A 22495-nucleotide genomic window follows, 5' to 3' on the forward strand; every position below is an offset into this window, starting at 1 on the left:
TAGACAGGTTTTTTTGTTTTTTAGTCATACACTGACGATTGGAGGAAATTCCAGTGATTAAAAAACCCGTAATTGATTTTCATTGCGACGCATTAAGCAAAATGCTGCTTGATCCGAAACTTGATTTTACCCAGGACGAACGGCTGGATGTCAACCTCACCCGGATGGAAGAGGGGGGTGTTCGGCTGCAGTGTTTTGCAATCTTTTTGTCTCAGAGCCTTGGAAAACCGAAGATAGAGCACATTTTGAACCAGATTGATATTTTCAATCAACGAGTAATTAGGTTTGGAGTAACTCCTGTGTTCACAGCCGAAGATTTCATAGCTTTGGAGCAAAGTGGGGGGCAGGGGGGAATCTTGTCTCTCGAAGGTGCGGACGGTCTGGAGGGCAATTTGTTTTATTTGCAGCTATGTTATGAAAAAGGGGTAAGATTTCTCGGGCTGACATGGAATTACGCGAACTGGGCTGCGGATGGTATTTTGGAGCCGCGAGGAGGGGGCTTAACCCCGGAAGGAGTAAGTTTGGTGAAGGCTTGCCATGAACTTGGTATGATCCTCGATGTTTCACACTTGTCCGTAAAAGGTTTTTGGGAGCTGGCCGAGCTTGCGGGACATTCCGGAAGACCATTTATCGCTTCTCATTCCAATGCCCATCATATTTGTCCAAACGCCCGAAATCTACGTGACGATCAAATAAAAGAAATCATTAGACTGGGTGGAAAAATCGGAATAAACATGTACCCTCCATTTGTTAAAGAGGGGGAAAATACGTCGATTCGAGACATCTTACCCCATATTGACCATATCTGTTCCCTTGGCGGTGAGCACACGATAATGCTTGGTTCGGATTTTGACGGAATAGAAATTCACTTAAGCGATTTACAGCATGCCGGACAATATGCGGACTTCGCAAATTTCCTACTGAAGCATTATTCCGAGGAGCTTGTTTGGGGATGGTTGTACGGCAATGCAGCAGGCTTTTTAAAAGCGTGGTTGCCACCTAAGGAGAAAGCGCTTTAATCTATGCATTTACGAGAACGAAATGATCGAAAACTACTATATGAAAAAAGGCTGGAAAACGCTTGCTTTTTGTGAAGCCGAGACATAAAATTGACATGACTCTGAAACAGAATGTTCACATACATTGAGGATATTGTGATCTCTTGCATGTCGGCATTCCAGTTCATGAAATCTATTTCTATCGCGATACGATTAAAGGGGTGGCGATCTTGATTAGTCAATTGTCTTGGAAGATCGGTGGGCAGCAAGGCGAGGGCGTTGAAAGTACTGACCGGATTTTTTCGACGGCCTTAAACCGACTGGGTTATTACTTGTACGGGTATCGGCATTTTTCGTCCCGTATCAAAGGCGGCCATACGAACAACAAAATCCGGATTAGTACGAAGCCGATTCGCGCGATTTCCGACGACTTGGACATCTTAGTCGCTTTTGACCAGGAAAGTATCGATTTAAATGCGCGCGAACTACGTGCCGGCGGGGTTATTGTGGCAGACGCCAAATTTAACCCGACCGTTCCAGAAGGTGTCAATGCTCGCTTATTTCCGGTTCCGATTACGAGCATTGCGGAAGAACTCGGTACTTCCCTGATGAAGAACATGGTGGCTTCGGGAGCCTCATGGGCATTGCTCGGACTTCCGCTAGAGGTATTTAACAAAGCGGTGGAAGAAGAGTTTGGCCGTAAAGGTCCGGCTATTGTAGAGAAAAACGTAGAAGCGGTAAAACGCGGGGCTGACTATGTGCTTGAGCTTGCTGGAGGTCCGCTCGACGAATTCAAGCTTGAGCCGGCTGATGGAAAGCAGAAGCTGTTCATGATCGGCAATGATGCCATCGGCTTAGGTGCGGTTGCTGCAGGCTGCCGGATTATGAGTGCTTACCCGATTACGCCGGCTTCAGAAATTATGGAGTACCTGATCAAGAAATTGCCGAAATTCGGCGGTACCGTTGTTCAGACGGAGGATGAAATCGCTGCGATTACGATGGCGATCGGTGCAAGTTATGGAGGGGTTCGCACCATGACAGCGTCAGCTGGACCTGGCTTGTCCTTGATGATGGAAGCGATCGGCCTAGCCGGAATGACGGAGACGCCGGTAGTTATTGTGGACACGCAGCGCGGGGGGCCAAGTACAGGCTTGCCAACGAAGCAGGAGCAGAGCGATATTAATGCGCTGATCTACGGAACACACGGGGAAATTCCGAAGATTGTACTTGCGCCTAGCTCTATCGAAGAGTGCTTCTATGATACGGTTCAAGCCTTTAACCTTGCGGAAAAATATCAGGTGCCGGTTATCCTAGCAACGGATCTGCAATTGTCGCTCGGTAAACAATCCTGCGAGACGCTGGATTTCAACAAAATTTCAATCGATCGGGGTTATTTGGTTAAGGATATTCCGGATCGCGAAGATAACAGTATGTTTAACCGTTACGCTTTTACCGAAAATGGCATATCGCCTCGTGTACTCCCTGGCGAAAAGAACGGAATTCACCATGTTACCGGGGTAGAGCATGATGAGTCGGGACGTCCGTCGGAAAGTCCGGTCAACCGGAAGAAAATGATGGATAAGCGTCTACGGAAACTGGTGCAACTAGAAGTGGAAAATCCGATTCATCTTCAGGCTCCACACGCCGAGCCGGACATTTTAATCGTGGGTATGGGGTCCACGGGCGGCACGATAGAGCAGGCACGGCAATGTCTTGAGGGTGATGGCTTGAAAGTCAATCATATGACGGTTCGTTTAATGCATCCGTTCCCAACGGAACAAGTGCTTCCGCAGGTCGCCAAGGCGAAGAAGGTTATCGTTCTGGAGAATAACGCAACCGGGCAATTGGCTAATTTGATTAAACTGAACGCCGGACATCACGATAAGATCGCAAACGTGTTGAAATATAACGGAAATCCATTCCTTCCTTCGGAAGTTTATGAAGAGTGCAAGAAGGTAGCCGGGAATAAAGAGCAAGAGGAGTTGGTGAAAAATGGCAACCTTTAAGGAGTTTCGAAACAACGTAAAACCAAACTGGTGCCCTGGATGCGGCGACTTTTCCATTCAGGCGGCCATCCAACGTGCTGCAGCTAATGTCGGCCTAGAACCTGAAGACCTAGCTGTTATTTCCGGTATCGGCTGCTCCGGTCGGATTTCCGGTTACATTAATGCATATGGTGTCCATGGTATTCACGGGCGGGCGCTGCCGATCGCTCAAGGCGTGAAATTGGCAAACCGTGATCTAACGGTTATTGCCTCCGGCGGCGACGGCGACGGATTCGCCATTGGCATGGGTCATACGGTTCATGCGATTCGCCGGAATATCAACATTACGTATATCGTTATGGACAACCAGATTTACGGATTGACCAAGGGACAGACCTCTCCTCGCAGCGGGGAAGGCTTCAAGACCAAGAGTACGCCGGAAGGCTCGATAGAATCAACATTGTCGCCGCTCGAAATTGCGCTAGCATCGGGAGCCACCTTTGTTGCTCAATCGTTCTCCAGCGATCTGAAGCAACTGACTTCGTTGATTGAACAAGGCATACAGCATGAAGGATTTTCCTTGATCAACGTATTTAGTCCTTGCGTGACATTCAATAAAGTAAATACTTACGATTGGTTTAAAGAGAATATTATTAATCTCGAAACGATCCCGGATTATGATCCGAGCAATCGCGCCATGGCTATGGCGAAGCTGATGGAAACCGGCAGTATGATCACCGGTCTGATCTATCAGAACAAAGAGAAGAAGAGCTATGAAAATCTTGTGCACGGCTTCAAAACAGAGCCACTGGTTCATCAACAACTCGCTCTATCTGAAACGGAGTTTGACAATCTTGTAGCAGAATTCAGATAATTCGGCAAAAGGCGTCCTTTTTTTACAGGACGTCTTTTCCTTTTATGGACTATTAGGTGTATAATGATTACCGATGCGAATCGTCATCAACATAGAGAATATACGAGGAGTGTTTGCAAATGAGCAAAACTGTACCTGTCGGCGTATCTGCACGTCATATCCACCTAACTCAGGAACATATCGAAATTTTGTTTGGTAAAGGTTATCAGCTTACGGAATTCAAACCGCTATCACAACCTGGGCAATTTGCTGCTAATGAACAAGTTGCTGTGATCGGCCCTAAAGGACAATTTGAAAAAGTTCGTATTTTGGGACCGGCTCGTTCGGCTTCACAAGTAGAAATTTCCCGTACTGATTCTTTTGCGATTGGGGTTAAAGCACCTGTTCGTGAATCCGGAAATATCGAAGGAACTCCAGGAGTAACGGTAAAAGGTCCTGCTGGTCAAATCGAACTGGAAAAAGGCGTTATCGTTGCTGCCCGTCATATTCACTTCCATACGTCCGATGCCGAAAAATGGGGCGTTAAAGATAAACAACTGCTAAAAGTCCGCCTGGGCGGAGAACGCGGTTTGGTATTGGAAAACGTCATCGCACGTGTATCCGATAACTTTGCGCTGGACATGCATATTGACACGGACGAAGCAAATGCCGCTGGTGCTAAAACAGGCGATATTGCTGAAATCGTTGAATAATTCGCTTTAACTTGCTTTAGCGTAAAAAAGGCTTGCCTTATGCAGATTTCCTGCGTGAGACAAGCCTTTTGTGCTATTGTTCAATGGATACGGCGTGAGCGATACATGGGATGCTTTCCCCTTGCTGATAGGAGATGGGGGAGAGAAGAGCTCCTGTGGCAACCACAAGAATCCGTTTTAACTCGCCACGCTGTACTTTTTTTAACAAATGGCCATAAGTAACTACGGCTGAGCAGGCGCACCCACTGGCGCCAGCTTGAACCTGCTGCTTCTCGTAATCGTAAATCATCATTCCGCAGTCTTGATAGTTCGTCTCATGGATCGGTATATTGTGCCGTTTGAACAAGTCGTTCGCGATCGCATACCCAACTTTGGACAGGTCACCCGTCACAATGAGGTCGTAATAGGAAGGCTCAATCTGCAGGTCGCGAAAATGGGCTTCGATCGTATCAACCGCAGCCGGAGCCATCGCCGCTCCCATATTGAACGGGTCGGTGATGCCCATATCGATAACACGACCAATGGTAGCAGACGTGACCGAGGGTCCCTCGCCTTCGAGCGACAAAACCGCAGCGCCTGAGCCGGTTACGGTAAACTGTGACGTAGGGGGCTTCTGGGAACCGTATTCGGTCGGATAGCGAAACTGTTTCTCCACACTGGCATTGTGGCTGCATGTTCCGGCGGCCGCATACTTAGCGCCCCCTGAATTGACGACGTAAGAAGCCATAGCCAAACTTTCCATAGAGGTCGAGCAGGCTCCAAACATCCCGATGTAAGGGATGCTTAGCGTTCTTGCTGCGAAACTGCTGCTTATGATTTGATTCATGAGATCGCCGCCGAAGAGGAATTGAATTTGCTCTTTCGTAAGCCCGGCGTGTTCAATAGCTAAAGAAGCTGATTCCTCAAGCAGCGTTCGTTCGGCCTTCTCCCAGCTATCCTGTCCCAGGTATAGGTCTGCATGGATAATATCGAAATCTTCCGCGAGCGGACCTTGTCCTTCAAACGGTCCGACTACAGTTGCGGTGCTGATAATTTTCGGCTTATTCTCAAACACCCAGCTTTGATGGCCCTTTAGCATTTCAATGACCTCCCCCAGCGTATCCCGGAACAAAGATAGCGTATATGATGCCAATGAAAAAAGCTGCCACTGTTCCGAATACGATGACAGAACCGGCGAGCTGAAACATGCCTGCTCCTACGCCCAGCACGAGTCCTTCGCTGCGGTGTTCTATTGCGGATGATGCTACTGAGTTGGCAAACCCCGTAACAGGAACGGCGGTGCCTGCTCCGGCCCACTGCGCAATTTTATCGTAAACACCGAAGCTGGTTAGGATAACGGAGAGGATGACAAGCGTCGCCACCATCGGGTTGGCCGCTTCTTTTTCACTCATTCCCCCAAAGTGAATAAACGCTTGGCGGATACATTCACCTAGCAGGCAAATAAGACCTCCGACTAAAAAAGCCCGCACACAGTTGCCAGCCACCGGCCGCTTTGGCTCAAGGGAGTTGGCAAGCCTCTTATATTGCTGCTGCGTAGGCGTCAGCTGCTTATTTTGTTTCTTAGCCATGCTGCATCTCTCCTATTGTGTTAATATCGGTTTAACCTGATCGATAACTTGTTGAAGGCGAGCCGAGCAGTCACCGTATAATTTCTTTGCTGCTTCTTGCTCTGAGGATAGGGCGAACATCTCCAGATCTGCTTCGCACTTTTTGAGTTGGGCCAACAAGACGGGCTTCTCCTGCGGTTGTGGAACAATGAGCTGATCATCATACAGGTCTGCATAAAACTGACCATACGCGTCCACTTGTCCAAGATTGACATTATCGAGCGATACGCCAAGCTTCTCGAGTTCTGTATTGAGCCAGTGACGATTTAGGCCAAGAGTGGCTAACGGCTCATCCATAATGTTTCCATCAATGATGACCGTTTGAGGCTCCGGCTCCGGCGCCACCTTGATGCCTAGTTGGGAAGGAGTGAGCGGTTGATATTCATTTTTCAGAAGGGTATTAATTTGTCCATCCGGCTCTATGACGGCAAATTCCACCTCAGCGACTTTGAAAATACTCTTTTTCCGCAGCTGCTCCATCAAGTCTTCGTTGCTAAGCCTTTCTTTCTTAAGGTTATCCTCAAGAATTTTGCCGTCCTTAATGAGGACCGTGCTGCTGCTATCGATCAGATCCCGGGCTTTTTTGCTCTTAAGCTGCAAATATTCTATGCCAAGGGACACTATGAACCAAACGGAAACGGCGATGATGCCTAGGTACCAGTCGTTGTTGATATCTAGGGAAATGTATGCCGTTATGCTACCGATCGTGATCCCCGTTATATATTCGAAAAATGAAAGCTGAGATATTTGCCTTTTCCCAAGAAGTCGGGTGATAACAAACAAGATAAGCACGGCAGCCAATGTTCTGACAATAACCTCTAACCATACCGGCATGCGGATACTCCTTTCGACTTAAACATTTCAATCCGTGGTGAGCTATCCCAATTATGTGCGGGAGGAAATACTTTTACTAATACAAAATGTGGTAATTTAGAGGTTGCATGATTTGATTTGGAATAGGCGAAACTTACGTTTGAACAATTGATGCTCAACGTAAAGGTGGTGAATTTTCATGACTGTAGCTGCCCAAGTTAAAACGACATTGGCATCTCTAAAAAGCGCGCAGGCAAACCTTGAACAGTTTGCACTAAATACGCAAAATCAAGAAGCCAAAAACCTGTTTACCCAGGCTGCAGAGCAAACACAGCAAATCGTAACTCAAGTCGAAAGCCGCGTACAGCAGCTGGAAAATGAAGAGCCTCAGTATAAAGGCTTTTAAATGCAGTATGGGCGATTAACAGAAAAGATCCGTTCGAAATCGAGCGGGTCTTTTTGCTATTATATGGATATATGTATGTCTGCTTCTCGCGTCCCACAAGGGAGATTCACAACTGCTTATCTGGATATCATAGACGAAGCATGTTATAATTTAGTGTAATGCATTTTTACTTATATGATTTTCGCCCCTAGGGAGCTTAGATAGATCGGTAAAGGAGTGAGCGGGCAGCATGGCCAAAGAAACCAAAGATTACTCCAAGTATTTTGACTTCTCCGACGCCCGGGTCATTTCAGAGGATGAACGGGGAAAGAAGATCAGAATCCGCGGAAGGGATATTCAGATTTTATCAGAACCGAACCATCGGATGGAAAAGCAGCGCGGGAAAGAAGATGTGAAGGTTCATTACGAGAACGCTGTTCCCGAGGAACTGAAAGGTCTCGGCCAAGGAAAACACTATATCGTCTATACATTTGGATGTCAGATGAATGAGCACGACACCGAAACGATCAAAGGACTGCTCGAGCAAATGGGCTATCGTCCGACAGAAGATCGGAAGGTAGCGGACATTATACTGCTTAACACCTGTGCGATTCGTGAAAATGCTGAGGATAAGGTGTTTGGCGAACTTGGACATTTAAAGGGTCTAAAAACGGAGAAGCCCGACCTGCTTCTTGGCGTTTGTGGCTGCATGTCTCAAGAGGAAGGCGTAGTTAAGCGGATTTTGCAGAAGCATGGCTTTGTGGACATGATTTTCGGAACCCACAACATTCATCGTCTGCCACACCTAATTCAAGAATCATTGTTCAGCAAGGAAATGGTCGTCGAAGTATGGTCCAAAGAAGGCGACATTATTGAAAATCTGCCCAAAAAGCGGGAAGGTATGCGGGCATGGGTTAACATTATGTATGGATGCGATAAGTTCTGTACGTATTGTATTGTGCCATTTACCAGAGGCAAGGAGCGAAGCCGCCGTCCGGAGGATGTGATTGCAGAAGTTCGGGAGCTGGCACGCCAGGGATATAGGGAAGTAACCTTGCTTGGACAAAATGTTAATGCATACGGTAAGGATTTCGCCGATATCCATTACACCTTTGCAAATCTGATGGACGATATTCGGCTGATTGACATTCCGCGCGTCAGATTTACAACCTCTCACCCACGAGATTTTGATGATGCATTAATCGATGTGCTTGCCAAAGGCGGTAATCTGGTAGAGCATATTCACTTGCCAGTACAGTCCGGAAGTAGTGAAGTCCTTAAGCGAATGAGTCGGAAATATACGCGCGAGCATTACTTGGAGCTGGTTCATAAAATCAAGGCGAAAATTCCAAACGTTGTACTGACGACGGACATCATCGTCGGCTTCCCGGGTGAAACAGAAGAGCAGTTTCAAGAAACGTTGTCTCTTGTGCGCGAGGTAGGCTACGATTCGGCATACACGTTTGTGTATTCGCCGCGCGAAGGAACTCCGGCCGCGGTAATGGAAGACAATGTTCCGATGGAAGTGAAGAAAGAGCGGCTGGCTCGTCTCAACGAGACGGTCAATGAATTCAGCCGGAAAAGCAATGACGAAATGCGTGGACAGATCGTCGAAGTGTTGGTTGAAGGCGAAAGCAAAAATAACATTAACGTGTTGTCAGGACGCACTCGCAGCAATAAGCTTGTTCATTTCGAGGGTGGAGCAGACTTGATCGGCAAGTTCGTTCATGTTGAAATTACGGATCCGATGACATGGTACATCAAGGGGAATATCGTTTCGGAGCCTGTTCATTCCAACTAATGAGATAATGAGCTAATGGCTTCATGCCCATAAAATTTGGATGATTCATGTTAAGGAGGTTGTCACTTTGGAGCATCATTCTGATCACACCGATTGTGGGATCCCAAAATTTGATTCCAGGGATTTGGTGATCCGTGAAGATATTATGGCGAAATCGAAGGAGCTAGCCGAGCTGATCGGGACGAGTGAAGAGGTTCGGCAGTTTCAGAAAGCAGAAAAGCTGATTCAACAGCATGAACGGATCCAAGTTTTGATCAGCGCGATTAAGAAGAAGCAGAAAGAAATTGTAGCATTTGAAAGCTTTCAAAATCAGACGATGGTACAGAAGATAGAGCAGGAAATTGAGGAGCTCCAGGATGAATTAGACGGCATTCCACTCGTTACGGAGTTTCAGCAAAGCCAAAGCGATATCAATTACTTGCTTCAGCTCGTCGTATCTGTGATACGTGATACGGTATCTGAGAAGGTAAACGTTGAGTCTGCCAGTGAACCGGCCGTTACATCCGGTTACGGAGAGTAATACTGAAATGTGTCGGTGCGGAGGCATGTTCCTCCGCACTTTTTTAAAGATATGTGAATGTGGACAAGTACCACTAATCAACATATTTCATATTATGAAATATTTCGTTTTGATTGAACGATTTATGGAATATTAAAAAGAGAGCACGTAGATGCAAAACGAGCATAGCTAGGTTTAAGGGGGATATGAGAAATGAGCATGGTCTTTGATGATGAAATCATGCAGCGCGAGGAACAATCATTTTGGGGGCTACTTGGTCTGCGCTTAATCTCGGCCGATGTCGATCGGGTGGAGCTTGGCTTAACGGCAAGCGAGTCACATCTAAATTCTATGGGAATTGTGCATGGAGGGGTATTATCTTCCATGATGGACCAAGCGATGGGAACGCTCGTAGCTACGGTAAAAGGGAAGTTTGGCGTAACTACTCATTTGAACACCAACTTTTTAAGCCCGATGCGGATTGGTGAATTGGTAGTATCGGCTTATCCGCTGCATGAAACACATCGGACGATGACGCTACGCGCAGAGGTTAGGGACGCGGAAGGCACCCTGGGCTGTATTGCCACAGGAACGTTTCGTCTGCCACGATAATAACAAAATGGGTTACCTCGGAATGCCAAGCTAGATATTAACAAGCTGGCGTTATCATAAGACTGATGTGGTGATACGTGATGAGCAAAGAGCAAGAGCAAGGGAAAGCAGTTAATGAGGTTAAGAAATATCGGACACCCGACGGAATTCCGGCCGATATCGTGATGTTTACGTTGACTAGACAGGAGCGAAAGGCTTCCACAAAATCTCTTCCACGCTTTGATCTGAAAGTCATGCTGATACGTCGGCGCAGCTGGCCTTTTGCCGGAGCTTGGGCGCTACCTGGAGGGTTCTCCCAGGAGGATGAGTCCCTGTATGAAACAGCTAGACGGGAGCTCAAAGAGGAGACCGGGGTTGACGGGTCGCATTTGGAGTATCTTGGCGTATACAGCAAGCCGGGACGTGATCCGCGCGGATGGATTATTTCGCACGCCTTTTTTGCCCTGGTAGAGGAATGGGTGCTTGAAAAACGCCAATCGGCGGATGATGCGCAGGAGGTAGGCTTATTTACCGTCCGGGAAGCACTTGAGGATTTGCAGTTGGCGTTTGATCACCGTGAAATACTGCAGGACGCTTATAAAAGAATCCAGCAGCAAATGCTTCATACGACGATTGCGAAGCAATTCCTGCCACCGCAATTTACGCTTGGAGAATTGTATCAGGTCATCCAAACGGTAGTTCCGGATTTCGCTGAATTGAATTTTATTCGTAAGATCACTTCAACTCGAAGCAGACAAGGAATTTTAGAGGAAGTGCGCGATGAGAATGGAAAGCCAATGCTGTCCAATCAGTATTCGCAGCGACCGGCGCAATTGTACCGTTTTACGGATTTTGCTCCGCAGCTTTCGATTTATACGTAGACTAAGTTTGTTTTTACATAAATATTGTTCAGCCATGTAAAGTTGGGAGATGATCGGATGAAAGCCTTAATCGTAATTGACTATACGAAGGATTTTGTAGACGGAAGCTTGCCGGTTGGGGAGCCTGCAGTCATCATCGAACCGGCGATATGCCGCCTGACTGAAAGCTTTGTCGAGAACGGGGATTTCGTTGTGATGGCGGTTGACCTTCATGAGCGTGGCGATGCTTATCATCCGGAAACAAAGCTGTTTCCGCCTCACAATTTGCGGGACTCAGAGGGTAGAGCTTTGTACGGGGAACTGGCCGATGTATACGCAAGGAACTCGGAACGCATTTACTGGATGGACAAAACAAGGTATAGCGCTTTTTGCGGCACAGATCTGGAGTTAAAGCTGCGGGAGCGGGGCATTACCGAGGTGCATCTGATCGGGGTTTGCACGGATATTTGCGTATTGCATACTGCAGTGGATGCGTACAATAAGGGGTTTGCCATAACAGTATATGAGGATGCGGTGGCGAGCTTTAATCCGGAAGGCCATACCTGGGCGTTGGGACATTTTCGCAGTAGTTTAGGGGCAACTGTATTAAACAGCCAGAGGGGATGAAAGGATCATGCAAGCAGAGGGCTTGGCATTGCATACCGACAAGTATCAAATTAATATGATTTACGCACATTGGTTGAACGGTACCCATTTAAGAAAAACAGTGTTTGAAGCTTACTTCCGTAAGCTGCCGTTCGGTAATGGTTATGCGGTATTTGCAGGACTTGAGCGTATCGTAAATTATATTCGCGGTTTACGGTTTACGGAGAAGGATCTTAACTATTTGGCGGAGCAGGAAGAAAATTATAAACCGGAATTTTTGGATTTATTAAAGGATTTTCATTTTACTGGGACGATCCTTTCAATGAAGGAAGGGGCGCTCTGTTTTCCTAACGAGCCGTTAGTACGAGTAGAGGGGACCATCATGGAAACCCAGCTGGTGGAAACGGCTTTGCTGAACTTTATGAATTTCCAAACCCTGATTGCCACGAAGGCGTCGCGGGTAAAACGGGTGGCGGAGAACGACGTGCTGCTTGAATTTGGAACCCGGCGCGCGCAGGAAGCGGATGCGGCGATTTGGGGGGCGCGTGCGGCGTATATTGCCGGATTTGATGCAACCTCGAATCTACTCGCGGGCGAAATTTTCGATATTCCAACCAAAGGGACACATGCCCATTCATGGGTTCAAATATTTGATTCGGAGCAAGAAGCGTTTGAAATCTATGCCAAAGCGATGCCGGATCAGGTTTCATTGTTGGTCGATACATTCGATACGCTGAAAAGTGGCATCCCGCACGCTATCATGACCGCGAAGAAGCTTGAGGCGGCAGGCAAACGGATGAACAGCATCCGGCTTGACAGCGGTGATTTGGCTTATCTATCGATCCAGGCTCGTAAAATGCTGGATGAAGCGGGACTTCCTTACGTGAAGATCGTCGCTTCGAATGATCTGGATGAGAACACGATTTTCAACTTGAAGGCCCAAGGGGCGAAGATCGATATTTGGGGAGTTGGTACACAGCTCATCACCGCAGCCGATCAGCCGGCCTTGGGCGGTGTGTATAAGCTGGTGGAACGGGAAAAGAACGGACGGATGGAGCCGACGATCAAAATTTCCGGAAATCCTGAGAAAGTCACCACACCGGGCAAAAAAGATGTCCTACGTATCGTCAGCAAAGGCAGTGGCAAAGCCATCGCTGATTATGTTTGTTTTCCTCACGAGGAGCAGGCTCGGACAGACGGCAAGCTTCGTCTGTTTGACCCGGTCCATCCATATATCAAAAAATCGGTGAAAGACTACGAGGCTATCCCGATGCTGCAGCCGATTTTTGAGGAAGGTAAACTTGTTTACGAGCTGCCGACACTCCATCAGATCAGACAATATCATCAAGAGCAGTTAAATTTGTTATGGCCAGAGTATCTACGGAAGTTAAATCCAGAAATTTATCGTATTAGCTTAAGCCAAGAAGCTTGGGAATTGAAGCAAAAGATGATCGAGGAGTATGTGGGGCAGCAAGAGGAGTAGAGTTTGCCAATTTTTGAATAGAGGTTGCTTTGCAGTCTTTGAGCTGCAGGGCAACTTTTTTTTCGTTTCAAGGAAATAATTATTTCTCGGGAAAGCGCAAAAACCGCTATAAATCGGCGTTTCCGACTATGAGTTTCGACAAACGCTGTTGGCCTCCGAGCAGAAGATCATGCTGACGGGATGACTTCATTCCTAGTTTTTGCGAGGTTCAGCGAGATTGTCCATATGACATTTGTTACATAAGTCACACTGTATTTATGCTAAATTTAAAAATTAAGAAAGAAATATTTTTTGTGTGATATTTTGCACTTATTTACGTCGTTATGAACTCGCATTTGCGAAGAAGGGAGTCAAACGCGTGGTACAATTACCAAAATTAAACGAGCTTGGTTTTTTTGAAATCCGTTTAGAATCCATAGGTGGTCTAGGAGCGAACCTGGCGGGAAAAATGCTGGCTGAAGCCGGAGTCGAGGGAGCAGGTCTGGGGGGAGTCAGTTTTTCCTCTTACGGCTCCGAGAAGAAAGGTTCGCCTGTAAAGGCGCATATTCGTTTCTGTGATCTGGACACGCCGATTCGTGATACATCACCTGTAGAACGGCCGCACATTGTTGGCATTTTCCAAGAGGCTTTAGCCAAGACAGTTAACGTAATTAGCGGGATATATGAGGACAGTACTGTTCTCGTTAATTCACTTAAAACTCCACAAGAACTGAAGGAGAAAATGAAGCTCATCGGCGGGACGATCGCGGTTATCGATGCAACAGGCATCGCGTTGGAAGAGAAAAACCGCGTCAATATGGCCATGCTCGGGGCTTTGTTCCGGTTGTGTCCATTCCTGGATCCCGAAACGATGAAGGATGTTATCCGCAAATCCCTGGAGAAGAAATACCCACAGACGGTTGCGCCTGCACTGGCCACATTTGAGCGAGGGTACCAGGAGGTTGTATTCGAAACCTTTAGTTTACCGGAAGGGGCAAGCATGCCTGAATTCGTTCGGGCGGATACGCCAGTACTTGGCTATGAAACTCAGCCAATCGGCGGGATTATTATTAATCCGGGCAACAGCATTTTGAAGGATCTTAGCATTTCACGCTCCGGGATGATGCCACATTTCAATGAAGAATCGTGTATTCATTGCGCCCAGTGCGATAACGTCTGCCCTGACAATTGCTTTGTTTGGGAGGAACGGCCCGATAAAAAGGGACGGCCGCAAATGTTCCTGCAGGGTATTGATTACCAATACTGCAAAGGCTGCCTGAAATGTGTTCACGCCTGTCCGACGGACGCGCTGTCCGGAGAGCGGGAAGAAGACGGCTATGCCGAGCAGCACCGGGTGCCGCACTTGTTCGATTTGGTTCGATAAAAGAGCTAGAGAGGTGGTATTGACAAATGGCGATCGACTTTGAAAAAGAACGCCGGACCGGCACGGTAGAGCAGCGTGTCGTTTATGAGTCAGGCAATGAGATGGCGGCCTATGCGGCCCATCAAATTAATTATCATATTATGGGGTATTTTCCGATTTCCCCATCTACTGAAGTAGCGCAGTTTCTAGACTTGATGAAAGCAAACGGTCAGCACGACATCAAACTGATCCCTTCAGACGGCGAGCACAGCTCCGCCGGGATTTGTTACGGTGCTTCAACGGCTGGCGGCCGGGTATTTAATGCAACCAGTGCCCAAGGTTATTTGTACATGCTTGAACAAATGCCGGTACAGTCGGGAACGCGTTTTCCGATGGTTATGAATTTGGTCTGCCGTTCGATCTCTGGACCACTCGATATTCACGGAGATCATTCGGATTTGTATTTTGCACTCAACACTGGTTGGCCTATTCTTATGTGCCGCGACCCGCAAGCTGTATATGATATGAACATTATGGCGATCAAGCTGGCCGAAGACCCAGAGGTGAGATTGCCGGTGCTCGTCGCTTCGGACGGTTATTTCACGTCCCACCAAAAACGTCGTGTGCACACTTTTGCTAATCAGGAAGACGTTTTGAATTTTATCGGTGAGCATCCGCCGGAAGGGTTCCCGCAAACGCTGGACCGCAACAATCCGATTACCGTCGGACCTTACATGAACGAACCGGATTACATTAACAATTGCTATCAACAGTCTGAGGCCATGTATAATGCCGAACGCGTATTTGAAAGAATCGCGGACGAATATGCAGAGCTGACAGGCCGTGAATATAAAATGCTCGATCTGTACCGGATGGAGGATGCTGAAGTCGCAGTATTCCTGATGAACTCCGCGTCGGAAATCATCAAGGATGTGGTGGACGAGCTGCGCCGTCAAGGCATTAAGGCGGGTTCCATCGCACCAAATATGATTCGTCCATTCCCGCAGAAGCAAATTGCCGAAGCGTTGAAGAATGTCAAAGCGATTACGGTCGGAGACCGTGCGGATTCTTACGGCGCGCATGGCGGTAATATGGTTAATGAAATTAAGGCTGCTCTGTTCACATACGGAAATCATACGACACAGGTTGTAAGCCGGATTTATGGTCTTGGCGGCAAAGAGTTTTATGCCGAGGACGGTCATCATTTATTCCAGCTTGCGATTGATGCGGCTAAGAAAAGCCATGTGGATATTCCTTTCGACTATTACGGCCATACGCCTGGTGATAAAGAGAAAGCGCCAAAACGGGTGCTGCACCCACTTAAATTTGAAGACCTGAAAACCGGTCTGATTACAGTCACTCGCAATGAGGAAACCGGCAAGTTAGGCGTTCGGATTCCTCCGCTACGTGCACTCACGAAGAAACCGAAACGGATTGCGCCGGGGCACGGGGCATGTCCGGGCTGCGGTATTTTCTCGGGACTCGAGCTGTTCTTCAAGGGGATTGAAGGGGATATCGTCGCCTTGTTCCATACCGGCTGTGCGATGGTCGTTACGACAGGCTATCCGTATTCCTCCCACAAAGCAACCTACATCCATAACCTGTTCCAGAATGGGGCGGCAACCTTGTCCGGTGTTGTGGAAATGTTCTGGGAGCGCAAACGCAGAGGCGAGCTTGACGGGCTCGGTCTGAAGGAAGATTTCACGTTCGTCATGGTAACTGGCGACGGCGGGATGGACATCGGCATGGGACCGGCCATCGGTGCCGCGCTGCGTAATCATCGGATGATTATCGTAGAATATGATAACGAAGGATATATGAATACCGGTGCGCAATTGTCGTATTCGACACCACTTGGTCACCGTACATCAACTTCCAACATCGGGAAAGTGCAAAAAGGGAAGGCGTTCCAGCATAAGGATACCCCGCAAATTATGGCAGCGACAAACATTCCTTATGTGTTTACCGGCAGTGAAGCCTATCCTCAGGATTTGGTGAAGAAAGCAGCCAAGGCTCAGTGGTACGCCCAAAATGAAGGTCTGGTTTATGGTAAAATACTGATAGCTTGCCCGCTCAACTGGATCAGCCCGGATGATCAAGGCACCAACATCGTCGATGCAGCAGTCAACTCCTGCTTCTTCCCGCTGTACGAGGTTGAACATGGACAAACAACGATTACGTACAATCCGGAAGAAAAAGAGAAACGAATTCCTCTTACGGATTGGCTGAAAACGATGGGAAAAACTCGCCATTTGACGAAGCCGGAAAATGCCGCCGCCCTTGCAGAGTTCGAGCAAGAGGTCGAACGGCGCTGGAAAGTTCTGCTGGCTAAGCATGAGCATCCATACTTGTAATCTGGTGAGGAGGATAATCATTTGGAAAAGCAGTTTCGCGCTTTCCGTGTACATCAAGATGAGCAGGGCTTTCGAGGTGAAATCGAAACGATCGGACCAACCGAATTACCCGATGCAGAGGTTACAATTTCGGTTCACTACTCCAGTGTAAATTATAAAGATGGTTTAGCGAGTATTCCGGAAGGGAAGATCGTAAAAAGCTTTCCCTTCATTCCCGGGATTGACTTGGCCGGGGAAGTGCTGGAATCCCGCGATACCCGGTTTCAGCCTGGTGATAAGGTGCTTTGTACCGGCTACGGGCTTGGTGTCACGCATGAAGGCGGCTTCGCTGAGCTTGCCCGTGTACCGGCCGATTGGCTTGTTCCGCTGCCTCAAGGGCTATCGGTACTTGAAGCTATGGCGATCGGTACTGCCGGATTCACGGCGGCGCTTTCGATCCAGCGTCTGTTGGATAACGGCCTCACTCCGGAAGACGGACCTGTTCTAGTTGCTGGTGCTAGCGGCGGTGTAGGAAGCATCGCGGTCGCGATCCTTGGCAAATTGGGCTTTCAAGTAGTCGCCATGACCGGAAAAAGCGATATCCGTGAACAACTCGTCGCATTTGGTGCCTCTGAGGTTATCTCACGAGAAGATGCCGTTACAGCATTTAAAGGGGTGCTCGGCAAAGAGCGCTGGGCAGCGGTTGTGGATCCGGTAGGCGGACCTGTAACCGCAGAGCTCCTAAAAGCTGTGAAATACGGCGGATCCATTGCTTTATCTGGCCTTACTGCCGGGGGGAAAGTGGAGACCTCAGTCTACCCGTTTATTTTGCGGGGAATCAACCTGCTAGGTATCGATTCGGTTTTCTGCCCTATGTCGCTTCGTTTGCAGCTATGGCAGCAGCTTGCTGGTGCGTGGAAGCCTGGTGGGGTACTGAGCTCAGGGGTGAAAGTATACCCTCTGGAGCAGCTTCCATTGGCTTTATCCACCGTTCTTGAGGGGAAAGCGTTAGGACGTCAGGTTATTTCCCTACTGTCGTAGCCTTATAGTGGTATAATTTGGTCATCACAGAGACAACCTAACACCATCCAAAGCGAACAAAGCCTTGTACGAAGGATGGGATTGCTAATGATTTGGTGGAGGGTTAGCCTCGGTCTGACCTTAACGTTGTCACTGTTCACCGGGTGCAGCAGTGGAACACAAAAAGTGGCAAAAGATGAAATGAACAAGTACTCCATGGAGAGCGCTCGCGAAGGAAATGTACGGCAGCTTAACAGCGGGACAACGCTAAACAGCGCCCTGCTGAATTCACTTCAGACCGAGTGCGCCAAACGGAAAATTCGCCTAACGCATGAGACTTATGCCGAAGGCTTGGACGGAAGCATCAGCTACAGCTACTTCATCAATGGAGATGCTCGGCATTTTCTGATCGTCCACGTATTTCCCAGTGAAGGCGACCGGATGAAGAGGATTACAGAAATTTATGGTACGAATCATGATAAGCCGGCTTCAGTAAACGGAGCTTCCGTCATTGCAGCACGCCATAATACTGCACTTGTCTACGCTTCAAGCGGAAACAAAGACGGGAAATATCGCGGCCAGATGAAGACTGTATTTGATCAAGTGCTGGATCGTATTCGCACCAAAATCGATTAACAAAAAATAAACCAACTTCTTATCCTTTCTTCTAAAGAGGTAAGAGGTTGGTTTTCTTTTTAATTAGATATAGGGTGATCTCAGACTACTGTTTATAAATCTCCCGCATCACATGCCGCAGTTCGGGAATAATGATTCGCTCCATCGCCAGCTTGACCGCCCCTTTAGAACCTGGCATCGAGAAAACAGCCATATTGCTGACTGTTCCGGCAATCGCCCGGCTTAAAATCGCCGCAGAGCCGATATCCTCCGTAAAGCTGAGGTAACGGAAAATTTCCCCGAATCCGGGCATTTCTTTATTGAGCAGGCTGCGCACCGCTTCATAGGTGGTGTCCCGAGGCGCGATACCGGTTCCTCCGCTGAGCAAGACCGCTTCAATGCCGCGATCGGAGGCCGCTTCACGGAGCAACTGCCGTATGCCGTCATAATCGTCTTTTACGATAGTATAGCGTGCTATTTTATATCCGTTTTGCTCCAGCAGTTCCTTCATCAGCTGCCCGCTGTAGTCATTATCTTCGGTTCTCGTGTCAGATACCGTTACAACCATGCAAGAAACCTGATCCGGTGCTTCACTGCGATGTTCATCTACCGATCTCATCTAAATCGATTCCTTTCTTTATGGACTAATTACATTTTACCACTTCTAGGCCTAAACATCTCGACGTGATATTCGGGTTGCATGTTGTGGCAGCTTGGTGTAAACTCGCATTCATGAAGACAGGTAGCGGAAGTGGAGGAGAGCCATATGGAAAAAATAACGCCTGTATATATATTATCCGGCTTTTTAGGCAGCGGAAAAACGACACTGCTGCAGCGATTGCTTGCGCTTTGGCAGGAGCGAGGACTTCGCCCAGCCGTAATCATGAATGAGATCGGTGACGTGAATCTGGACGGGCTGCTCGTATCCAGCGATGTCCCGATGGCTGAAATGATCGGTGGCTGTATTTGCTGCACGATTCGCGGGGATTTGAGCGTACAGATGGCTGAGCTTATTTCTAAGGAACAACCGGATCTTATCGTGATTGAAGCGACCGGAGCGGGTAATCCTCTGGAAATCTTCGATGCGGTAACCGAGGTTTCGCTTTATCTCAAGCTGGATATTAAACCGATGATCACGGTAGTGGATGCACTGCATTTTGCCGATTTGTACGCTTCTCAGAAAGGGAAAACATACCGGCTTATGCTGGAGCAAATTCGCTGCGGCTCCGTGCTCGTGCTTAATAAAATAGACCTGTTAAAAGAAGGGCAAGAGCAGGAAATTAGGGGACAGCTGCAAAAACTCAATCCGTATGCTGACATTATCTCCACAGTGAAATGTGGGGTGAATTTGGACAAGATCTTGAGCGGGGTTAAGGATAGCCATCCACAGAACGACCAGCCCCTGCAGGCTGCTAAAGGATGCGGATGCAACGATGGCGAAGGGCATCATCACTGCAGTCATCATCATGACCATGATCACCACAATGAAGGGGAGCAGCGCGAAAGCGGAGAAAAGGATGCTCACCCGCATGCTTCCCATGAGCATGTCACAGTCTACACCCACTATTTTCACGGACCAATCGACAGCAACGATTTTGAGCAGTTTATTGCCGAATTACCACGGGATATTTACCGAGGAAAGGGCATTTTGCAATTTTCGGATACGGCCAGCCGTTTCTTATTCCAGTATGCTTATCGGGAAGCCGATTATTTAAAAATTACACCGCAAGGAGAGGTGCCGGATGTCGCTGTATTTATCGGTGAACATTTCGATAAGAACCTGATCGCTAAGCGGCTGAATGATCTTGAGCAGAGAGAGTAGAAGAGAGATAACACAAAACCGCCGAACATTAAGGTCCGGCGGTTTTCTTTGTCCTTTTTCATATCTTTTTATTGTTCTCTATATATGTTTTTAGTTTAACTTGGATTTGCTGCAGGTGTAACCGCTCTTGGTTCAGCTCCCCCTGCAGCTGGATTATCAGAGGCCCCATGCTGCAGACGGTACATTTGATAATACCGGCCGCCCTGTGCCAGGAGTTCATCATGCGTTCCCCGCTCCACAATTTCCCCGCGATGCAGCACCAGAATTTGGTCGGCATTGTGGATCGTGGAGAGTCGGTGAGCGATAATAAATGTCGTGCGTCCCCGCTTCAGCACTTCAAGAGCAGACTGGATCAATGCTTCGGTTTCCGTATCGATGTTGGACGTCGCTTCATCCAGGATAAGGATTGCCGGATCATACGCCAGCGCCCTTGCAAACGAGATGAGCTGCCGCTCCCCGGCAGAAAGCGTGCTGCCTTTTTCCACAACCGGTTCGTCTAGGCCCTTGGGCAGGTGCGCCAAAATCTGAGTAGCCCCAACATCGTTAAGTGCTTTTTCAATCGTTTCGCGGGATATGCGTTCGTCTCCAAGACTGACATTGGAGGCAATCGTCCCGGTAAAGAGATAAGGGTCCTGCAGTACGATGCCCATATGCTGACGAATCCACTGCTTCGGCAGGTCTTTAACAGGTTGACCGTCAATCATGATCGTTCCTTTTTGCGGATCATAGAAGCGGAAGAGCAGGTTAATGATCGAACTCTTGCCGGACCCGGTATGACCAACGAGAGCGACCGTTTGACCTTGCTTCGCTTCAAATGAAATGTTCTTAAGCACATAATCCTTCTTGTATGCGAACGATACATCCTTGAACACCACGTTTCCTTTGTAACGCGGCATCGATCCGTCCACAACATCCTCACCCGGTTCGTCCATCAGGGAAAATACCCGTCCGGCGGATACCATAGAGGAATCAAGAGCAGCCAACTGGTTAACCATCCCGGTAATCGGCTGGAATAGACGACCCAGCACATCGACGAAGGCGTACAGAACGCCTAGCGATATGACGCTCGTTCCATCAAGTTGTGCCGAACCGAAATACCATAACACGACGGCAAAGGAGAGACTACGAATGACATTGACCAAGTTGTGCGAAGTGAATGCGTTTAAATTCAGCATTTTGTTTTGGTTTTTCATGTAATCGTCGTTCAGCTTCTCGAATTCTTCCTCGGTTTGCTTCTCGCGGCGGAAAATCCGGATGATCGACATGCCTTGAATCGATTCGTTGATAATCGCGTTGATCTCACTTAACCGGGAGCGGATGATCGTGTTGTATTTCGTAGCCAGTTTCCGGTAAAGGATAACCCAAGCCCAAATAATCGGTACGACGAATAAACAGATAAGTCCGAGCCGCACGTCCAGCAGGAAGAGAGCCACGTAAACCCCAAGCATATTAATGATGCCAGAGAAGAAGTTTGCCAGAACGGCGATAAACAGTTCCTTGATCGCTTCGGTGTCATTAGTGACGCGGGAAACGACTTTCCCGGCCGGCAGATTATCAAAAAAGTGCACCGGCAACCGCTGAATATGGGCATATACGTCAATCCGAAGCTTTTGAATAACCTTATTCGCCGAGGATTGAAGCCAGTATGTTTTACCGAATTCCATCACGATGGAGACAGCAAGGAAGGCGAAGTACCAACCTATCAATGAAATAATGCCGGGGATCTCCGGTTTGTAAAAAGCAAATAGCTCAGTAGCGCTTAGTTTTACCGCCGGGTAACCTACTGTTTTGTCTTTCTGGTTCAAGGTTAAAATTCCGTCCTTAAAGCTTCGGGCACCGGAAACGTCTGCGACGGCCGCATCTACGAACACAAAGCTGGTGCCGACTTGCAGCACTCGAACCTCGCTGCCTTTCGCTTCGCCTTCCGCAAAGCGGTCGGCTCGTTTAAAATGACGGCCCTCAAACTCGACGGTGCTTTTGCCCGTTGCAGTCGTTTCATAGAACGGTTTTTCAATCGCGAGCATGTGGTCGTCGATCATGGTGCGGGCGAGAAATGGACCGGCGAGATCGGCGGCTACGCCGATTGCCAGCATAATTAGTGCTAAAATAAATGTCTTTTTCGCCACGAGGGCGTATTTGAAAAGCGATTTCCCAATTTGGGTGTGCATC

21 protein-coding genes are annotated in these 22495 nt (G+C 48.1%); 16 read left to right on the forward strand and 5 right to left on the reverse strand.

Features of this window, described 5'->3' with window-relative positions:
• Positions 1–53 precede the first annotated feature (53 nt).
• The 4 genes from ACFQ3W_RS13300 (at position 54) to pduL (ending at position 4549) form a co-directional block, all read left to right on the forward strand.
• Complete coding sequence (locus ACFQ3W_RS13300; RefSeq protein ID WP_379319707.1) at positions 54–1019, forward strand: dipeptidase; 966 nt, start codon at positions 54–56, stop codon at positions 1017–1019.
• A gap of 209 nt (positions 1020–1228) precedes the next feature.
• Entirely contained in the window at positions 1229–3004 is a 1776-nt protein-coding gene (locus ACFQ3W_RS13305) for a 2-oxoacid:acceptor oxidoreductase subunit alpha (RefSeq protein WP_379319766.1), read from the forward strand.
• Positions 2991–3857 carry a 2-oxoacid:ferredoxin oxidoreductase subunit beta gene (locus ACFQ3W_RS13310; protein WP_379319708.1) on the forward strand — a complete coding sequence of 289 codons (867 nt, stop codon included), beginning with the start codon at positions 2991–2993 and terminating at the stop codon, positions 3855–3857. The genes ACFQ3W_RS13305 and ACFQ3W_RS13310 overlap by 14 nt, the downstream gene beginning before the upstream one ends.
• Positions 3858–3976: 119 nt before the next feature.
• The gene (gene pduL, locus ACFQ3W_RS13315) at positions 3977–4549 is read left to right on the forward strand and encodes a phosphate propanoyltransferase (RefSeq protein WP_379319709.1); all 573 of its coding nucleotides are present in this window, start codon (positions 3977–3979) and stop codon (positions 4547–4549) included.
• Positions 4550–4622: 73 nt separating this feature from the next.
• Here pduL and spoVAD read toward each other — a convergent pair whose 3' ends face one another.
• From spoVAD to ACFQ3W_RS13330, 3 genes are read right to left on the reverse strand one after another with little or no spacing between them, the layout of a single operon-like run.
• On the reverse strand, positions 4623–5627 hold the full coding sequence (gene spoVAD / locus ACFQ3W_RS13320) for a stage V sporulation protein AD (RefSeq protein WP_379319710.1): 1005 nt from the start codon (positions 5625–5627) through the stop codon (positions 4623–4625).
• 1 nt (position 5628) lies between these two features.
• A complete protein-coding gene (spoVAC, locus tag ACFQ3W_RS13325; RefSeq protein ID WP_379319711.1) occupies positions 5629–6117 on the reverse strand; it encodes a stage V sporulation protein AC in 489 nt (162 codons plus the stop codon).
• A gap of 12 nt (positions 6118–6129) precedes the next feature.
• The gene (locus tag ACFQ3W_RS13330) at positions 6130–6990 is read right to left on the reverse strand and encodes a DUF421 domain-containing protein (protein ID WP_379319712.1); all 861 of its coding nucleotides are present in this window, start codon (positions 6988–6990) and stop codon (positions 6130–6132) included.
• A 178-nt stretch (positions 6991–7168) separates the two neighbouring features.
• Here ACFQ3W_RS13330 and ACFQ3W_RS13335 point away from each other — a divergent pair, with 178 nt between their 5' ends.
• The 11 genes from ACFQ3W_RS13335 to ACFQ3W_RS13385 all read left to right on the forward strand — a co-directional run bounded on the left by ACFQ3W_RS13335 (position 7169) and on the right by ACFQ3W_RS13385 (position 18525).
• Positions 7169–7375: a DUF1657 domain-containing protein gene (locus tag ACFQ3W_RS13335; protein ID WP_379319713.1), complete on the forward strand. Its 207-nt coding sequence runs from the start codon at positions 7169–7171 to the stop codon at positions 7373–7375.
• Positions 7376–7604: 229 nt separating this feature from the next.
• A complete protein-coding gene (gene miaB / locus ACFQ3W_RS13340; RefSeq protein ID WP_379319714.1) occupies positions 7605–9155 on the forward strand; it encodes a tRNA (N6-isopentenyl adenosine(37)-C2)-methylthiotransferase MiaB in 1551 nt (516 codons plus the stop codon).
• 40 nt (positions 9156–9195) lie between these two features.
• On the forward strand, positions 9196–9675 hold the full coding sequence (locus ACFQ3W_RS13345) for a RicAFT regulatory complex protein RicA family protein (RefSeq protein WP_379319715.1): 480 nt from the start codon (positions 9196–9198) through the stop codon (positions 9673–9675).
• A gap of 192 nt (positions 9676–9867) precedes the next feature.
• Entirely contained in the window at positions 9868–10266 is a 399-nt protein-coding gene (locus ACFQ3W_RS13350) for a PaaI family thioesterase (RefSeq protein ID WP_379319716.1), read from the forward strand.
• Positions 10267–10346: 80 nt separating this feature from the next.
• Positions 10347–11126 carry an NUDIX domain-containing protein gene (locus ACFQ3W_RS13355; RefSeq protein ID WP_379319717.1) on the forward strand — a complete coding sequence of 260 codons (780 nt, stop codon included), beginning with the start codon at positions 10347–10349 and terminating at the stop codon, positions 11124–11126.
• A gap of 57 nt (positions 11127–11183) precedes the next feature.
• Positions 11184–11732 (forward strand): cysteine hydrolase family protein, encoded by a 549-nt coding sequence (locus ACFQ3W_RS13360; RefSeq protein WP_379319718.1) that lies wholly within the window; start codon positions 11184–11186, stop codon positions 11730–11732.
• A gap of 7 nt (positions 11733–11739) precedes the next feature.
• Positions 11740–13194, forward strand: a complete 1455-nt coding sequence (locus ACFQ3W_RS13365) for a nicotinate phosphoribosyltransferase (RefSeq protein WP_379319719.1) — start codon at positions 11740–11742, stop codon at positions 13192–13194.
• Positions 13195–13552: 358 nt separating this feature from the next.
• Positions 13553–14557 (forward strand): 2-oxoacid:acceptor oxidoreductase family protein, encoded by a 1005-nt coding sequence (locus ACFQ3W_RS13370; RefSeq protein ID WP_379319720.1) that lies wholly within the window; start codon positions 13553–13555, stop codon positions 14555–14557.
• Between the two features lie 26 nt (positions 14558–14583).
• Positions 14584–16890, forward strand: a complete 2307-nt coding sequence (locus ACFQ3W_RS13375) for a thiamine pyrophosphate-dependent enzyme (RefSeq protein ID WP_379319721.1) — start codon at positions 14584–14586, stop codon at positions 16888–16890.
• Between the two features lie 21 nt (positions 16891–16911).
• A complete protein-coding gene (locus ACFQ3W_RS13380) occupies positions 16912–17910 on the forward strand; it encodes an acrylyl-CoA reductase family protein (RefSeq protein WP_379319722.1) in 999 nt (332 codons plus the stop codon).
• An 87-nt stretch (positions 17911–17997) separates the two neighbouring features.
• Entirely contained in the window at positions 17998–18525 is a 528-nt protein-coding gene (locus tag ACFQ3W_RS13385; protein ID WP_379319723.1) for a hypothetical protein, read from the forward strand.
• Positions 18526–18610: 85 nt separating this feature from the next.
• Here ACFQ3W_RS13385 and ACFQ3W_RS13390 read toward each other — a convergent pair whose 3' ends face one another.
• On the reverse strand, positions 18611–19123 hold the full coding sequence (locus ACFQ3W_RS13390; protein WP_379319724.1) for a MogA/MoaB family molybdenum cofactor biosynthesis protein: 513 nt from the start codon (positions 19121–19123) through the stop codon (positions 18611–18613).
• A gap of 147 nt (positions 19124–19270) precedes the next feature.
• On the opposite strand from ACFQ3W_RS13390, the gene ACFQ3W_RS13395 reads away from it, so the two are divergent.
• Positions 19271–20326: a CobW family GTP-binding protein gene (locus ACFQ3W_RS13395; RefSeq protein WP_379319725.1), complete on the forward strand. Its 1056-nt coding sequence runs from the start codon at positions 19271–19273 to the stop codon at positions 20324–20326.
• Between the two features lie 95 nt (positions 20327–20421).
• Here the strand turns inward: ACFQ3W_RS13395 and ACFQ3W_RS13400 are convergent, their stop codons facing one another.
• On the reverse strand, positions 20422–22494 hold the full coding sequence (locus ACFQ3W_RS13400) for an ABC transporter ATP-binding protein (protein ID WP_379319726.1): 2073 nt from the start codon (positions 22492–22494) through the stop codon (positions 20422–20424).
• Position 22495: the final 1 nt, after the last annotated feature.

The organism is Paenibacillus puldeungensis, assembly GCF_042678945.1.
GTDB classification, from domain to species: Bacteria; Bacillota; Bacilli; order Paenibacillales; family Paenibacillaceae; genus Fontibacillus; species Fontibacillus puldeungensis.

Coding starts and splice junctions, on each gene's coding strand:
- ACFQ3W_RS13310 (WP_379319708.1), top strand. CDS start 2,991: ATGGCAACCTTTAAGGAGTTTCGAAACAACGTAAAACCAAACTGGTGC.
- pduL (WP_379319709.1), top strand. CDS start 3,977: ATGAGCAAAACTGTACCTGTCGGCGTATCTGCACGTCATATCCACCTA.
- spoVAD (WP_379319710.1), bottom strand. CDS start 5,627: ATGCTAAAGGGCCATCAAAGCTGGGTGTTTGAGAATAAGCCGAAAATT.
- spoVAC (WP_379319711.1), bottom strand. CDS start 6,117: ATGGCTAAGAAACAAAATAAGCAGCTGACGCCTACGCAGCAGCAATAT.
- ACFQ3W_RS13330 (WP_379319712.1), bottom strand. CDS start 6,990: ATGCCGGTATGGTTAGAGGTTATTGTCAGAACATTGGCTGCCGTGCTT.
- ACFQ3W_RS13335 (WP_379319713.1), top strand. CDS start 7,169: ATGACTGTAGCTGCCCAAGTTAAAACGACATTGGCATCTCTAAAAAGC.
- miaB (WP_379319714.1), top strand. CDS start 7,605: ATGGCCAAAGAAACCAAAGATTACTCCAAGTATTTTGACTTCTCCGAC.
- ACFQ3W_RS13345 (WP_379319715.1), top strand. CDS start 9,196: ATGATTCATGTTAAGGAGGTTGTCACTTTGGAGCATCATTCTGATCAC.
- ACFQ3W_RS13350 (WP_379319716.1), top strand. CDS start 9,868: ATGAGCATGGTCTTTGATGATGAAATCATGCAGCGCGAGGAACAATCA.
- ACFQ3W_RS13355 (WP_379319717.1), top strand. CDS start 10,347: ATGAGCAAAGAGCAAGAGCAAGGGAAAGCAGTTAATGAGGTTAAGAAA.
- ACFQ3W_RS13360 (WP_379319718.1), top strand. CDS start 11,184: ATGAAAGCCTTAATCGTAATTGACTATACGAAGGATTTTGTAGACGGA.
- ACFQ3W_RS13365 (WP_379319719.1), top strand. CDS start 11,740: ATGCAAGCAGAGGGCTTGGCATTGCATACCGACAAGTATCAAATTAAT.
- ACFQ3W_RS13375 (WP_379319721.1), top strand. CDS start 14,584: ATGGCGATCGACTTTGAAAAAGAACGCCGGACCGGCACGGTAGAGCAG.
- ACFQ3W_RS13385 (WP_379319723.1), top strand. CDS start 17,998: ATGATTTGGTGGAGGGTTAGCCTCGGTCTGACCTTAACGTTGTCACTG.
- ACFQ3W_RS13390 (WP_379319724.1), bottom strand. CDS start 19,123: ATGAGATCGGTAGATGAACATCGCAGTGAAGCACCGGATCAGGTTTCT.
- ACFQ3W_RS13395 (WP_379319725.1), top strand. CDS start 19,271: ATGGAAAAAATAACGCCTGTATATATATTATCCGGCTTTTTAGGCAGC.
- ACFQ3W_RS13400 (WP_379319726.1), bottom strand. CDS start 22,494: ATGCACACCCAAATTGGGAAATCGCTTTTCAAATACGCCCTCGTGGCG.